Annotated in this window: 12 protein-coding genes; 11 read left to right on the forward strand and 1 reads right to left on the reverse strand. The window is 57.2% G+C overall.

From position 1 onward, the window contains the following. Positions 1–199: 199 nt before the first annotated feature. From ABJO75_RS15255 to ABJO75_RS15270, 4 genes are read left to right on the forward strand one after another with little or no spacing between them, the layout of a single operon-like run. The gene (locus tag ABJO75_RS15255; protein ID WP_348134576.1) at positions 200–1,606 is read left to right on the forward strand and encodes a UbiA family prenyltransferase; all 1,407 of its coding nucleotides are present in this window, start codon (positions 200–202) and stop codon (positions 1,604–1,606) included. Beyond that, entirely contained in the window at positions 1,603–2,031 is a 429-nt protein-coding gene (locus ABJO75_RS15260) for a GtrA family protein (protein WP_348134317.1), read from the forward strand. The genes ABJO75_RS15255 and ABJO75_RS15260 overlap by 4 nt, the downstream gene beginning before the upstream one ends. Then, positions 2,028–3,353, forward strand: coding sequence for an FAD-binding oxidoreductase (locus ABJO75_RS15265; RefSeq protein WP_348134319.1), 1,326 nt, complete (start codon positions 2,028–2,030; stop codon positions 3,351–3,353). Before ABJO75_RS15260 ends, ABJO75_RS15265 begins: the two co-directional genes overlap by 4 nt. Beyond that, positions 3,350–4,087, forward strand: coding sequence for an SDR family oxidoreductase (locus tag ABJO75_RS15270; protein ID WP_348134321.1), 738 nt, complete (start codon positions 3,350–3,352; stop codon positions 4,085–4,087). Before ABJO75_RS15265 ends, ABJO75_RS15270 begins: the two co-directional genes overlap by 4 nt. 56 nt (positions 4,088–4,143) lie before the next feature. Here ABJO75_RS15270 and ABJO75_RS15275 read toward each other — a convergent pair whose 3' ends face one another. Then, entirely contained in the window at positions 4,144–5,580 is a 1,437-nt protein-coding gene (locus ABJO75_RS15275; protein ID WP_348134323.1) for a sulfatase-like hydrolase/transferase, read from the reverse strand. A 104-nt stretch (positions 5,581–5,684) separates the two neighbouring features. Here ABJO75_RS15275 and ABJO75_RS15280 point away from each other — a divergent pair, with 104 nt between their 5' ends. The 7 genes from ABJO75_RS15280 (at position 5,685) to ABJO75_RS15310 (ending at position 13,651) form a co-directional block, all read left to right on the forward strand. Further along, entirely contained in the window at positions 5,685–6,659 is a 975-nt protein-coding gene (locus ABJO75_RS15280; protein WP_348134325.1) for a tripartite tricarboxylate transporter substrate binding protein, read from the forward strand. A 26-nt stretch (positions 6,660–6,685) separates the two neighbouring features. Continuing rightward, positions 6,686–7,162, forward strand: a complete 477-nt coding sequence (locus ABJO75_RS15285; protein WP_348134327.1) for a tripartite tricarboxylate transporter TctB family protein — start codon at positions 6,686–6,688, stop codon at positions 7,160–7,162. 3 nt (positions 7,163–7,165) lie between these two features. Continuing rightward, complete coding sequence (locus tag ABJO75_RS15290) at positions 7,166–8,653, forward strand: tripartite tricarboxylate transporter permease (protein ID WP_348134329.1); 1,488 nt, start codon at positions 7,166–7,168, stop codon at positions 8,651–8,653. Next, positions 8,650–9,348, forward strand: a complete 699-nt coding sequence (locus tag ABJO75_RS15295) for a FadR/GntR family transcriptional regulator (RefSeq protein ID WP_348134331.1) — start codon at positions 8,650–8,652, stop codon at positions 9,346–9,348. The genes ABJO75_RS15290 and ABJO75_RS15295 overlap by 4 nt, the downstream gene beginning before the upstream one ends. 10 nt (positions 9,349–9,358) lie before the next feature. After that, positions 9,359–10,813, forward strand: a complete 1,455-nt coding sequence (locus ABJO75_RS15300; protein WP_348134333.1) for a sulfatase-like hydrolase/transferase — start codon at positions 9,359–9,361, stop codon at positions 10,811–10,813. Between the two features lie 418 nt (positions 10,814–11,231). Next, positions 11,232–12,032, forward strand: a complete 801-nt coding sequence (locus tag ABJO75_RS15305; protein WP_348134335.1) for a 2OG-Fe(II) oxygenase — start codon at positions 11,232–11,234, stop codon at positions 12,030–12,032. Between the two features lie 299 nt (positions 12,033–12,331). Then, a complete protein-coding gene (locus ABJO75_RS15310) occupies positions 12,332–13,651 on the forward strand; it encodes a nucleotide sugar dehydrogenase (RefSeq protein WP_348134337.1) in 1,320 nt (439 codons plus the stop codon). The last annotated feature ends 88 nt before the right edge of the window (positions 13,652–13,739 follow it).

The raw sequence follows: 13,739 nt of genomic DNA on the forward strand, positions 1-13,739 counted from the left end.
CTCCGCTATCTACGTTCTTGCCCGCAATGCCCAAATAGCCGACGAAACCTTGCGCGCAAAACCGAAAATTTGCGCCATAAGAGACATATATCTGCCGTATTATTCCATTACCTGAGCGGGTATATATATTGGTTCAAACTGTGTTTAAGTAGAGGGTCTTTGATTGACAGATCATTTGACAAATGGATCGCGCGGGCCAGTGCTGGTCGTAGATCTGGATGGGACCCTCTTACGTTCCGACATCTTGTTTGAGTCATTCTGGAGCGCCTTGGGGAAAGATTGGCGGGTGCCATTTCAGGCGGCAAACTCTCTGTTGAAGAGCAAGGCCGTGATGAAACGTGAGCTGGCGCAGTCAGGTCCGCTGGACGTCGAGACATTGCCGTATGATCCGGATGTCATCGCCTATGTGCAGGACTGGCGCGCCAAGGGCGGTCATGCGGCGCTTGTCACCGCTAGCGATGAACGGATTGCCAAGGACGTCGTTAACCATCTGGGAATATTTGACGAGGTCTATGGCTCGGATGGCGAGCGCAACCTCAAAGGTCCGGCCAAGGCTGCGTTCCTGACGCAACACTATACTGACGGATTTGCCTATATGGGCGATGCGCAGGCCGACATTCCGGTCTGGTCACAAGCCACCCGTGCGATCACGGTCAATGCGCCCACCGGCTTGCGAAACAAGGTCGAGAAACTCGATGCCGAGGTTGAGCATCTTCAAACGCACTCAAATGCCGTCAAACCTTACATCAAGGCGATCCGACCGCATCAGTGGCTGAAGAACGTCCTGATCTTTCTGCCGATGATGGCGGCGCACCAATATGACGTGGGCACGTTCTTTGCCGCGTTCTTTGCTTTTGTCTCGTTTTCGATGGTGGCGTCCAGCGCGTATGTGATGAACGATCTGCTGGATCTGGCCGCCGACCGGGCGCATCCACGCAAATGCAAGCGCCCCTTTGCGGCTGGCGATATTCCGATAGCGCATGGGACCTGGATGGCCTTTGGCATGCTGGCTTTGGGCGCAATCATCGCCGCCAGCATCAATATGGCCTTCCTAGGCATCATGATCTTTTATTACATCGCTACAACCGCTTACTCCCTAAACCTCAAGCGTCGCATCGTGGTTGATATCATGATGCTGGCCGGTCTTTATACGATCCGGATCATCGCGGGTGGCTATGCGACCCAGATACCACTTTCTGTCTGGCTGGTGGCGTTCTCGGTGTTCTTTTTCCTGTCGTTGGCGTCGGTCAAGCGTCAGGCCGAATTGATTGACACGGCCAATCGCGGCAAGTTGGAGGCCACAGGCCGTGGATATCAGGTGGATGATCTGCCGCTGATCAGTCAGGTGGCGATCTCGTCAGGATATGTATCGGTTCTTGTTATGGCGCTTTACATCAACTCACCAACCGTCATGCAGCTTTATAACTCACCGCTGGCGCTTTGGGGGGTTTGTCTGATCCTGCTTTACTGGCTAACCCGCGTCATCATGATCACGCATCGCGGGCATATGCACGACGACCCTGTTGTTTTTGCTGCCAAAGACCGAACCAGCCAGTTGTGCTTTCTGGCTATCCTCTTTTGTGTGGTCTGGAGCGCGCTCCTATGACTTTGGGCGCGTTGGCCCTGCGATACGGGTTTTTTGCGGTCATCGCGACGGTCGCGAACCTGATGACGCAGCGTGTTGTCTTGATGGCAGGCGAGGACATGTGGGTCTTCGTTGTCGCCATGGGCGCAGGGACGCTTGTGGGTCTGGTCATCAAATACCTGCTGGACAAGCGCTGGATCTTTTATGACGTCTCTACGGGTGCTGCGGCCCATGGCAAAAAGTTCACGCTCTACACCATCATGGGGCTGCTCACGACCGCGATTTTCTGGGGCATGGAAACGGTTTTCTGGGTTGTCTGGAGCACGGATCTGATGCGCGAAATCGGTGCTGTGATAGGCCTCACCATTGGCTATGTGGTCAAATACAACCTTGACCGGCGCTTTGTGTTCACCGACGCAACACTGTCTGTGAGGCGCGAGGCATGATGCTAAGCGGCTGGGGCCGGTTTCCGGTCATCTATGTTCCGATTGTGACGGCGCCGCGCAGCGAGGCCGAGTTGGCCGCCGCAGTCGCCAAGGGCGGTGTCATTGCTCGCGGCAACGGGCGTTCCTATGGCGACAGCGCCGTGAGCCGCCGTGGCACGATCGATATGCGTCATTTCAATCGAATGATCTCATTTGATGCGGATACCGGCGTGCTGGTAGCGGAAGGAGGGGTGCTTTTGGCGGATGTCATCACGTCTTTCCTGCCAAGGGGTTGGTTTCCTCTGGTCACGCCAGGCACAAAGTTCGTAACTTTGGGTGGCATGATTGCCGCTGATGTGCATGGCAAGAACCACCATCGTGATGGCTCCATGGCTGCTGCGCTTGAGTGGGTTGATGTGATGGACGCATCGGGGCAGGTGACCCGTGCCTCACGAACCAGCAACACCGACCTGTTTGACTGGGTCCCCGGCGCTATGGGTTTGACTGGCATCATCCTGCGCGCCGCCATTCGGCTGCAACCGGTAGAAACCGGCTGGATCAAGCAGACCCTGATCCCTGCCAAGAACCTCGCAGAAGCGATGGACGCGTTTGAGGCCAATGACGCGAGTCTTTACTCGGTGGCATGGATCGACTGCCTGAAGGGTGGGCCAGATATGGGCCGGTCTCTGGTGATGTTGGGTGAACATGCACGTCGAGAAGATCTGACCCCACGCGAAAAGAAGGATCGCTTTGCGCTGAAATCCAAGCGCAAGAAACGACTTCCGTTTGATTTGCCGGGCTTTGCCATGTCCGGACTTGTGGTAAAACTCTTCAACTCGGTCTTCTACCATGTCGGTCTGCGCAAAAAGGGCGATAGCCTGGTGGATTGGGACAGCTATTTTTATCCCCTTGATGCAGTGCTGGACTGGAACAAGGCCTATGGGCGCAAAGGGTTCCTGCAATTCCAATGCGTCCTGCCGCTGACCAATTCCAAGGCGGGGCTTGAGGCATTGCTAACGGCGATTTCAGACGCGCGTGCCGGATCATTTCTGGCGGTGCTCAAGCGGTTTGGCGACCAGTCCAGCAAGTTTTCGTTTCCGATGCTGGGCTATACGCTGGCCCTCGATTTTCCAGCGACAGATAAGAACCTAAGATTGCTCAAGGAACTTGACCGGATCACCATCGCGCACGGGGGTCGGTTCTATCTGGCCAAAGACGCCCGGATGAGTACTCAAGCGCTCATCGACAGCGATCCGCGGACTGCGGCCTTTGTGGCGCATCGGCAAAAAACCAATTCATCGGGGGCATTCCAGTCCTCTCAATCTGAAAGGCTCGCATTATGAGCAAAGGCCCCGTTCTCATCCTTGGCGCCCGCTCGGACATTGGTCTGGCCGTAGCGCATAACTTTGCGAGTCTTGGTCATCCGATTCAGCTTGCTGCGCGCAATGTTGACGACCTTGAGGCAAACCGCAACGATATCGCCACGCGCCACAATGTCGATGTCACCTTGCACGCATTTGATGCGCTGGATCAGGACAGCCACGCTGGATTTATCGACAGCCTGCCAGAATTGCCGCAAATCGCCGCCTGCGCGGTTGGTTATATGGGTGAGCAGTCAGACAACGAACAGGATATGGCGGCGGCAGCTTTGGTGATGCGCTCGAACTACGAAGGCCCGGCCAGCATTCTTGGCGAACTGGCCAACCGATTTGAGGCGCGAGGGTCGGGCACCTTGGTGGGCATCAGCTCGGTCGCGGGTCTGCGTGGGCGGGCCACCAACTATGTCTACGGCTCGGCCAAGGCAGGCTTTACGGCCTTTCTGTCAGGTCTACGCAACCGACTGGCCAAAAAGGGGGTGCATGTGATCACCGTATTGCCGGGCTTTGTGGCCACGCGCATGACCGAAGACATGGATCTGCCCGCAAAATTGACCGCACAACCAGACGAAGTTGCGGACAAGATCGCAAACGCTGTAGAGCGCGGCAAGAACATCATTTATGTGCGCCCGATCTGGAGACTGATCATGGCGGTGATCTGCAGCATTCCAGAAGGTGTCTTTAAGAAGCTGGAACTCTGATCTCCGATCAATGCGCTCAACCATTGACCCACCCCAGTGCCGAGCCGCCGCAACTGTCACAGATAGCGGTTGCGTTCGGGCCTCGGGTCCAGCCAACGTATCGGTTCATCCGGTTTGCAGCGGGCGACCCAATCGCGGATCACGCCAATGCGGTCTTGCGACGTCTGCTGCATCTTGCTGATTTCATCCAGTGGCCATCCCGCAAGCAATTGCTGCGCCAGATTGACGACAATTTCTGTCTCTTTGCTTGCGATGTCGCTCAGTTCGTCGGGGTCTTGGCGCAGGTCGAAAAGTTGCGGGTCGTGCCCGTCGTACCAGCAAAGTTTATACTGACCGCTGCGGATCATCCGGTGTCGCAGGGTCGATGTCCGGACATTCATCAAACCGCCATAATAACTGGACGTGCATTGTTCGGGCCAATCATCGTGATCGCGCAGATCGCGTCCGATATGACCGGGCAGCATCTGCGCGTGTGACAGCCCCAGGAGCGTGGCAGAAAGATCGGTCAGGTTGGTCACCCGGTCATCAACCGCAGCTTGGTCGAATCCGCCACCCGAAATGATCAGCGGAACCTTGACGCTTTCCTCATGGAACGTGCTCTTCCACCACAAACCCCGCTCGCCCAAGGCTTCGCCGTGATCGGAGGTATAGATTGCGACCGTATCGTTCCGGTCGGCAATTGTGTCAAAGACCCGACCCGCCAACCGGTCGATCATGTGCGCCAGCGCATAATAGGCGGTCCGGCTCTTGTGTATGGCTTCGGCAGAGACATCATCGACCCCACCCGCGGCGGCCCATTCGGCCAATGCGGGATGACGACGTTCTGGAGGCGGCAGGCGAACGGCAGGTACGCCGGCCTGCTCCGCCTTGTCGTAATCCTCGGGCAGGGCGATGTAGGGGGGATGCGGGCAGAACAGGCTGACCAAGGCAAAGAACGGGCGGCCCGTAGCCTCGCGTTTCCGGATGAGGTCATTGATTTCACGCTCCGCATGATCGGTCACCGCGTGATCAAAAGCCTGATACGAGGTTTCGCCGCGCCCCGAACCCTCCAGCTCCGGGCCGCGATTGCCCCGCGCAGAGGTCAGCGGCCCGATATCCGGCGCGCCGGACCCCGGCCAGCTAGGACCGATATCGCCGATAGGTCGCTTGGCAAAACCGTGAAGTTGATCGGGGCCATAGAAATGCATGCGCCCGATCAATCGACAATCGTATCCTGCAGTGCCCATCGCATGGGCGATAGTCGGAATGTCGGAGCGCAGGTAATCATCATTGGTCAAAACGCCGGAAACATGTGGCTCCAGCCCGGTCAAGAAGGCCATCCGCGACGGCACGCACAACGGCGAGGGGCAATAGCAGTTTTCAAAACGGGTCCCCTTGGTGGCCAGCGCATCCAACGCGGGGGTTTGTGCAAGACGGTCGCCAGCCGACCCAAGGACGCGGGCGGCATGCTGGTCAGTCATGACGAGGACGATATTGGGTCTTGGATCCGTCATTTGCGAGGTCTTCTCAGAATTGGTCTAGACAGTTTTAGATTTTGACCATATTGGTTGGTCCAATATAGAGATACTAAGTCTCATGCAACGGGGGGAGGCCCAAAATGATCACATTTCCACGCAAAATAGCCCTTACGGCTTGGGTTGGGGCGCTCGCCCTGGCCCTTCCGGTTGGACCAATTGGCCTATCCGCCGTGACAGCGCAGGATTTCCCGACCAAACCGATCGAAGTCATTGTGCCCTTCAAGCCAGGTGGGCGGACCGACGTTGTTGCGCGCCTCATGGGCGAGAAAATACAGGAACAAGGTTGGCTTTCACAGCCGATGGCCGTGGTGAATGCAGACGGAGGTGCTGGGGCGAACGCAGTCAACCGGATGCAACGCGGCGACGACGCGGGCCACACGATTGTGCACTGGCATCATCAGGCGCTGATCGCCATGGCGATGGGGCTGGGCGACTTCGACCTCGATGACTTCAAATCCATAGGATACACTGGCGGCGGCAGCCCGGTCTGGGTTGTCAGCGCGGACAGCGAATTTCAGATAATGGAAGACCTGATCGCACACCTCAAAGCTGACCCGCGCAGTCTGGTCGAAGCGGTCGGTATCGGCACCATCCCGCATTTCGTCGGCGCGATGCTGGCGAAGGAAGCCGGGTTCGAGACACGGTATGTCACTGCCAATTCGGGGGCGGATCGTCTGCGCCTGATCCTGGGTGGCAACGCCGACATCGCGCTGTTTGCCGCATCCGAATATCTGGCACAGGGCGATGGGCTGCGTCCGCTGGTCTATTTCGGCCGCGAGCGTTTGCCTGACCTTCCGGATGTGCCAACTGCAATGGAGCTTGGGTATGACGTATCTTGGGCGAACCCCAATTGGTGGCTGGCCCCTGCGTCAACCCCGGAAGAAAACGTTGCCGTGCTCTCGGCGGCCCTAGAGCAGGCGATCAACGACCCTGAGATTGTCGAATACTTCGAAAACAATACGTTGCAGCCATACTGGACAGCGGGTCCCGAGGCGATGGAAGACGCGAGCAAACAGCTCGACGCTCTGAAAGCAATCGCAGCAACGATCAACTAGGCTGGCTTTGCGGCGGAGGAACGTCAATGACTGAAGCCAAGCGCCGCGCTCTCGCCGATCTGGCCCTTTCCCTGCTGGTTGCAGCAGGGGCGGTGGTCTTGTTCGTCGGTGCCGCAAAGTTGCCGCCCCCTCGGTTCGAACCATTGGGTTCGGCAGCGCTTCCGCGGATCCTTGGAGTGTTGTTGCTGTTGTTCGCCACAAGCCTTGCCGGCCGATCCGTCATGCGAATGCGCCGGGGCTGGCTGGCACCGACAACTGAGACACGCGATGCGGACCCGCGCAAGGGTCTGGCGGTGTTGGTGGCGCTTGTCGCTTATGTGTTTGCTTTGGACGTGCTGCGCGCGCCGTTTGTCCCGGCAACCACGGTCTTTGTCGTGGTGGTCGGGCTGAGTATTGGCGCGAGGACATGGCTAAACTGTGCTGTCTTTGCGGTTCTCGGATTGGTTCTGTCTCTGGCGATCTCGACGATCCTCAGCCGCTTTCTCTACATCACGATCGGATAGCAGATGGTCGACGCGTTCTTTCTGCTCTTTGAATGGCAGAACCTGCTGTTCCTGTTTATCGGAACGGCGCTTGGCATTGTGGTGGGCGCCATCCCGGGCTTGACCGCGTCGATGCTGATTGCACTGACGCTGCCATTGACGTTTCACATGGACCCGGTCAGCGCAGTGACATTGCTGATCGGGGAATATGTGGGCGGCATCTCGGGCGGTTTGATCACCGCGATCCTGCTGCGGATGCCGGGAACGCCTGCCTCAATCGTAACGACTTTTGATGGTTATCCGATGGCGATGCAGGGCAGGGCGGAACGTGCGCTGGCCTTGGGAATCATGGCCTCGGTGATCGGCGGCATCATCTCTTGGGGGTTTCTGGCAGGAATGTCTCCGTCACTGGCTCGATTTGCGCTGCAATTCGGGCCGTGGGAGTACTTTACGCTGGTCCTCATGGCGCTGGTCATGTTGGCTGTGTTGTCGCAGGCCTCGATGACCAAAGGGTTGCTTGCCGCAGCACTTGGGATGGCGTTTGCCTTGCCAGGCATTGACAGCTCGATCGGGCAGGAACGGCTGACATTTGGGTCAACCACCATGCTTTCGGGGTTCGGTCTGCTACCGGTGTTGATCGGGGCCTTTGCGATCAGCCAGATTCTGCGCGACGCCGCCACGCCGCAGAGCGGCTCAGCCATGGCGATCCCCAAGAAACGCCTGCCCATCTATCGCAGCGATTTTCGTTATGCAGGCAAGCTGCTGCGCGGATCGGTGATCGGGACTTGGATCGGGCTTTTACCTGGAATCGGCGCGAACATCGCGGCGTTGATGTCCTATTCGACCGAAAAGCAAATGTCGAAAGAACCCGAGAAATTCGGCACAGGTCACGAGCCGGGGGTGATCGCGGCCGAAAGCGCCAACAACGCCTCGATCGGGGGCGCTCTGATCCCGCTGATCACAATGGGCATCCCCGGCAGCGTGACCGAGGCAATCCTGATCGGCGCATTGACGATCCACAATCTACAGCCCGGTCCGCTGCTGTTTCAGAACGCACCTCAGATCGCTTATGGTATCATTGCCGCCTATCTGGTCGCCAATATCCTGATGCTGATGCTGATGTGGGGGACCGTTCGCTATATCGCGCAGATCGTGAGATTGCCGCGATCAGGCATGATGGCAGTCATTCTGGTGTTCTGTGTCACCGGATCCTATGCGGTGAATTCAAGCTTTGCCGACGTGTGGGTCATGGTTGCCTTTGGCGTCATCGGGCTGGGGCTGGAATACTGTCGCGTTCCCCTTGGCCCTTTTGTGATCGGCTTTGTCCTTAGCCCGATTGCCGAAGAACAATTGCGCGCGTCGCTGATGATGTCGGACGGCAACGTCATGGAGATTTTTGCGCGCCCCTACGCGCTTTTGTTTCTTGCGCTCGCCATCTTGACGGTTGCTTGGCCCTATGTCGCCGCACGGATTGGCCGTGGCGCCAAAACAGTGAAGGAGAAAACGCCTTGAGCCCGCTCGACCTTCCGACCGGCAGTCGCCGGTATTTGCAGATTGCCCGCCAACTGGCGGCGGAGATCCAGAACGGGCGCTATGCCGCCGGAGAGCGCCTGCCACCGGAACGCGAACTGGCCCATACGCTTGATGTCAGCCGGACGACGGTGCGCGAAGCACTGCTGGCGCTCGAAATCATGCGGTTTATCGAGATCAAGGTCGGCGCAGGCGTCTATGTGCTCGACGAGTCCGTCCGGGGGCGGACCGAATTGCCAGAACCGGATTCCGTCGCCCCGTCCGAAGTGCTGGCCGCCCGTCGCCTGGTTGAGGCCGAAACCGCTGCGCTGGCCGCCTGCAATGCAACCCCGGCGCAGCTGGATCGGATGCGGCAGGCCAACGACCGGATGGCCGAAACGATTGACGACATCGCCGCGTTTGACGCGGCTGATGCGCTGTTTCATGAACTTGTCGCCGAGGCGGCAGGTAACGACGTGCTGTCTGGATTTGTGTCCCAGCTCTGGCGCATGCGCGAAAGCGAAATGTGGGCGTTTTGGTACGATCAGACCCGGCATCCTGCCAACCGGCGCCAATCGGTCGAAGACCACGAGGTCATACTGCGGGCGTTCTCACGGCGATCAGCCGACGCGGCGCGCACGGCAATGCAATCGCATCTGGATGTGCTGGCAAATCGTTTTTACGAACTCAAACTTTGAAGGAACCGCAATGTCGAATGCACCTGACATCGTATTCATCATCACCGATCAACAGCGCTATGACACGATCCGAGCGCTTGGTGCCACGCATATGGACACGCCCAACATCGATCGGCTGGTGGAAACAGGTGTCAGCTTTGATCAGTGTCACGTCACGGCACCATCCTGCGTACCTTGCCGCGCAAGCTTGTTCACGGGGTACTATCCGCACACCAATGGCGTTCTCGCCAACGGGCAACCGTGGAGCCGCACTTGGGTGTCGGATCTTGCCAACGCTGGCTATCACTGTGTGAACGTGGGCAAGATGCACACCATTCCCTATGATGCCAAGGCCGGGTTCCACGAAAGGTACGTGGTCGAAAACAAGGACCGCTATATGGAAGGTCGCTGGTTCTTTGACGAATGGGACAAGGCGCTGGCCAGCCATGGTCTGAAAAAGCAACAGCGCGAGGAATATCGCAAGCGTCCCGACTACAAGGACAGGCTTGGAGCGTTTACCTGGGATCTCCCCGCCGCATTGCAATCTGATAATTTCATCGGCGACACCGCTTGTTGGTGGCTGGAGACCAAGCCGGTCGAAAAGCCGCTGTTTTTGGTCGTCGGATTTCCCGGTCCGCACCCCCCATATGATCCTACACCCGAAATGGCCGAGAAATACATGGCGCGGGACGTGCCTTTGCCCGAGGTATCGGACGAAGACCTGAAGGCCCTGGCCGCACCATGGATCGAAAAGCGCGCGCATGATGTTGAGGTCGATCATGACAGCGTCGCGTGGAAACTGGACCCGACCGCCGATGAATTGAAGCGAATGCGGGCATATTACTACGCCAACTGCGAAATGATCGACACACAGGTCGGGCGGATTCTCGACACGCTGCAGGCCCGCGGGAATATGGACAACACCATCGTCATTTTTACCTCGGATCATGGTGACAATCTGGGCGATCACGGGCTGAGCCAGAAATGGGCCCCTTATGACGAGGTGACACGCGTACCGATGATCATCTCCGCCCCAAACCGGTTTAAAGGCGGGCGAAAGATCACTGAAATGGTTCAGTTATTTGACCTTGGACCAACAATTCTCGAATGGGCTGGGGTGACGCCCGACAGTTCGCTGGAGGCCATTTCGCTGAATTCTGCACTTGAGGGCAAGCCATTCGCAGGCCGTCGCCACGTTTTCTGTGAGCAGGCTGGCGATGTGAACATGACCGGAGCAAGTTACCTGACGATGGCCAGATCCGAGACCCACAAGCTGATCCGGTTCCGGGGATCATCGGAGGGGCAGTTGTTTGATCTGGTCGCCGACCCCGGAGAGCGCAGGAATCTTTGGAGCGATCCCGCAGCCGCAGCCATAAAGCAAAATCTGTTGGATGCCCTGCTGGATTTCCATCTGGAAAGCACGGTCCAGACCAAAAACGCCCGCAGACTGATTGTCGCCCCGCCCGGAGCGGAATCCCTGCAATAGCGGCCTTGTCGCTGATGCGGGCACCCTGCAGGGAGCCGCCGTCAAGGTGGAACGGGTGGTGTCTGGCTCTTAAGGAGCGCCCCTTCTTCCGGCGGCAGATTCGAGGCACATAACAGTCCGTTTTCCAAGAAAAGCACCGGTTCGCACCTCGGTCCGCTGCCGGCAAAGTCTGCTTTCATTACGAGCGCCGTGAGGCGCCTTACTGAGCCGCTGAGTGTGTGCGCGAAAGCGTGGAAACTGGGATCGAAATGGGCTACAAAACTGCAAGTTCCTGCCCTAAAAAGGTCTGGTTACCAATAGATGAAACACCCGATCCTATTTGAATTTGATCCAATGTTGGCCTAACACACGGCCAAGAGCTGTTTTGGAGAGTGACGAAATGACTAGTCCTGTTTATCCGATTGATTCGGAAAGTTTGTTGACGGATACAGAGTCCGCCAAATCCATTGGTGCCAGCTATGCCGAAGAATATCAGAGCGGCCAGCCCTACAACCACATTTGCATTGATAATTTTCTGCCGGAACAGATCCTCGAGGGTATTCGCGAAGACCTCAAACAGCTGCCCGAGGCGGAAGACAGCTATAACCGCGCTCAGGAAAACCTGAAATTCTCCTACATTCCAGAGCGGTTGCCGGATTACAGCAAGAACCTGTTCTATGCGCTCAACTCTCGCCCCTTCATCCTGTTCCTTGAAGAGATGACAGGCATCAAGGGCCTGATCCCGGACCCGTATTTCATGGGCGCCGGCATTCACAAGACGCTCAATGGCGGGCATCTGGATATTCACGCCGATTTCAATCTGCACAAAAAGATGAATGTCGAACGCCGCTTGAACGTCTTGATCTATCTCAACAAGAACTGGCAGGAAGATTGGGGCGGCTCGTTCGAGATCTGGGACAAGCAGATGACCAAGAAAGAAGCTAGCTTTGTGCCGATCTACAATCGCATGGTGTGCTTCTCAACTGGGTCCGACACGTTCCACGGCAATCCGGAACCCGTCAACCACCCGGACGGAGAGCCGCGCCAATCCATCGCGCTCTATTACTACACGGCCACCTGGGACGCCTCGCGCAAATCGCACACAACGATCTTTAAGCCCCGCCCGGGTACTGTCGACGAGACCGATCGTCTGGTCGCCCGCCGTGCGCTTATGGAAGACATCCTGCCTCCCGTTCTCTACCGCAAAGTGGCGAACAGACTGTCAAAGTTTGGGTTGTGAAGGCAGCCTGAAGAGGTTCAACTCCGTGCGATCGGATCTGTTGATCGCCTAACAGCGCTGATGGGACTGTCGGGATCAAGACGACAGTTCCGTCTGCGTCTTACTGGCCAATCGCGATTGGGACGTTGATTCTGAACTCCGCGTCTCTCACTGCAAATTGACGTTGATCTGTGCTTCGGATCAACGTCTCTGCTAGTACTGTTTCAAATCTGAGGATTCCCCCGTATTGCAGGCGCAATAGGGTAGAAACAGATGGGATAGTCGCACCTGCGCATCCCTTGAGGTCAGAGGCGTCCATGATGAGCTTGAAACAAGCTATCAATAATTTTGAAGCACGAGTTGGGGTGATCGGACTGGGATACGTCGGATTGCCGCTCGCCGTTACGACGGCGTTGCGGGGGTACCCTGTAACCGGCTTTGATATTGACCAGAGCAAAATGGATCAGTTGAACGCCGGCAAGAGCTATATCGGCGCGGTAAGTGATGACGAACTGGTCCAGGTCATCGGCGACAACCGTTTTGACTGGACCACGGATTTCGCCGGGCTGTCGGGCTGTTCAGTGATCATCATCTGCGTACCAACGCCACTGACACGACAGCGCGAGCCTGACCTGACCTTTGTAAAGAACACTGCCCGCGAGATCGCCGCCCATATCAGCCCCGGCACCTTGGTGGTACTGGAATCCACCACCTATCCGGGCACCACCGACGAAGTTCTCGCACCCATCTTGGAAAGCAGTGGCTTGGTTCTTGGCAAAGATATTTTTGTGGGATTCTCACCCGAACGCGAAGATCCCGGCAACAAGTGTTACAACACCAAGAGCATCCCGAAAATCGTCGCTGGCAGCGGCGAGGTTGCGGGCGAGTTGGTCGAAACCTTCTATAGCAATGTCGTGGATCAGGTAGTGCGGGTCTCGACCACACAAACGGCCGAAGCGGTCAAGATCACCGAAAACATCTTTCGCGCTGTCAACATCGCTTTGGTCAACGAACTTAAGCTGGTTTATGATGAGATGGGCGTTGATGTTTGGGAAGTGATCGACGGGGCCGCGACCAAACCCTTTGGATTCATGCCGTTTTATCCCGGTCCCGGTCTGGGCGGACACTGCATCCCGATTGATCCGTTCTATCTGACCTGGAAAGCGCGCGAGTATGATGTACCGACCAGGTTCATTGAACTGGCAGGCGAAATCAACACCAACATGCCGCATCACGTCATCGACCGGTTGCGCGCCATTGTGGACCGGGCTTGTGGGAAGGGATTGTCTGCCAGCCATATCCTGTTGGTGGGCGTTGCCTACAAAAAAAACGTCGCGGATATGCGCGAAAGCCCGTCGATGAAGTTGATGCAACTGCTGGATGAAGCGGGCGCGCGCGTTAGCTATATCGATCCCCATGTGCCGGAAATTCCACCGATGCGGCACTACAGCCAGTATACAGCCCGACAGGCAATTGATCTGGCGGAATTGGAGCGACACAGATTTGACGCCGTATTGGTGGCGACAGATCATGACGCCGTTGACTATGCCGCGCTGTTGGATCTGGAGTGTCCCGTAGTCGACACCAGAAATGTTTTCGCGCGATTGGGGCTGTCGATGACGAATGTGATAAAGGTTTGATCACCCAAAGCGTCGTGCTGTGACAGGTGAGGGTCGCGCGGTGCGGATTTCCCGCCAATTTTGATCAACCATCTCCGGCGCCGGAACG

The organism is Sedimentitalea sp., assembly GCF_039973035.1.
GTDB lineage: Bacteria > Pseudomonadota > Alphaproteobacteria > Rhodobacterales > Rhodobacteraceae > Sedimentitalea.